The sequence below is a fragment of the Lacticaseibacillus jixiensis genome (assembly GCF_042847315.1).
In the GTDB taxonomy this organism is placed as follows: Bacteria; Bacillota; Bacilli; order Lactobacillales; family Lactobacillaceae; genus Lacticaseibacillus; species Lacticaseibacillus jixiensis.
This window is the reverse complement of the sequence record NZ_BAAFPR010000085.1, coordinates 1-1,385: the sequence shown is the minus strand read 5'-3', so window position 1 is coordinate 1,385 and position 1,385 is coordinate 1. Positions and strand designations below refer to the sequence as shown.

The window sequence follows — 1,385 nt, the reverse complement described above, 5'->3', positions numbered from 1 at the left end:
TCACTGCTGTTACTATTCGGTAGCCTCCCTGTTGTGGATTACAGATACATCGTGACGGCATGCAAGAGTATCAGCATCACAGCGCTACAGCACTCATTAAGATTCATCGCACCTCGATAGGCGGCGTGGTGTTACCCTCAAAAGTGAGACAGTGAATCTAGTATAATGACATCAAAGTATGATTACTGGAGGATCTGTTATGGCTAAGAAGTACAACCAAGATTTCAAAGACATGCTCATCGAACTACACGCTGCCGGCAAAGGACCAGGCGAATTAAGTAAAGACTACGACGTTCCCATCGCAACTTTGGGCAAATGGTTCACTGAGCATAAACAAGCATCGACCAAGGATCCTTCAAGTGCAGAATATGCGAAGATGCGAGCCGAATACCTTCAAATGAAGCAGGAGAATGAGATCCTAAAAAAAGCCTTGGGCATCTTCGCGAAACAAAGCAAGTGACGAACCGCGATTTGTATGCCTTTATTGAAACTCACGACTTCCCGATCGTCACAGCCACCGATGCTTTATCCGTACCACGAGGTTCTTATTATCGCTACTGCAATCACGAAGAAACGCCAACCGAGAAGCGTCGGGAAGAAATACGAGCACAACTACACGTCGCCTATAAAGCCGCAAAAGGCCGATACGGCGCACCCAAGCTCACCTTTATGATCAACCAACAACGGGAGGACCACGTTGGTCAAAAATTGATCCAAAAGCTCATGCGTGAAGAAGGATTGCGTTCGATCACTCGCCGAAAATATCGCGCAGCACCAGCAGCAAATCCAGTAGCTGAGCGGAACAACCTATTGGCACAAGACTTTAGTACAACAGCTATCAATCAGAAATGGGCCGGTGATATTACTTACGTTCAAACGGCGAAAGATGGTTGGACTTATTTTCTACCATTAGTCAAGCACTAATACTGATTTAATCACGTTTTCTTTTAGGTATTGGTGAACCACATCTTCTGAAATTAGAGTAAGAGTCAATCTGGATTGCTAGTTTTGGAGTTTCTGGGTACATCAAATAAGCCCCTGGTATTTTCATTTTTCACCTAAGGGTTTACACTGTTCACGTAGTCAGATTGGTTGGCGCTTGACGTCGTATGAATACAACTGACTCGTTGTCACGAGATGATAAATCGTTCGTAGTAGGCGACTCATCGCGGCGATCGCAACTTTCTTTGAGCCAACGGGTTTTCCGTTGACCACGGGGAGTTGCTTTTTTCGTCTCTGATAGAAGTCGTTGATATGATTGGGTTTTGTCTTGGCGGCACTGGCGATGTTGTTGATTGCTCGATACAGAACTGCTCTGGCAATATGATTGCCACGTTTACTGATCTGGTCGGCCGCAATGAAATTGCCAGACTCATAATGCCGCA

The 1,385-nt window shown here is 45.6% G+C and carries 1 protein-coding gene and 2 pseudogenes; 2 read left to right on the top strand and 1 reads right to left on the bottom strand.

Annotated features, from left to right (window positions below; translation table 11 throughout):
- The first annotated feature begins 199 nt into the window (after nucleotides 1-199).
- Both ACGG90_RS15570 and ACGG90_RS15565 read left to right on the top strand, forming a co-directional pair.
- Nucleotides 200-460 (top strand): transposase, encoded by a 261-nt coding sequence (locus tag ACGG90_RS15570; protein ID WP_179394255.1) that lies wholly within the window; start codon nucleotides 200-202, stop codon nucleotides 458-460.
- A pseudogene (locus ACGG90_RS15565) lies at nucleotides 457-753 on the top strand (IS3 family transposase); the annotation flags it as partial. The gene ACGG90_RS15570 and the pseudogene ACGG90_RS15565, both read left to right, overlap by 4 nt.
- Before the next feature lie 330 nt (nucleotides 754-1,083).
- Here the strand turns inward: ACGG90_RS15565 and ACGG90_RS15560 are convergent.
- Nucleotides 1,084-1,385: pseudogene (locus ACGG90_RS15560) on the bottom strand (IS110 family transposase); the annotation flags it as partial.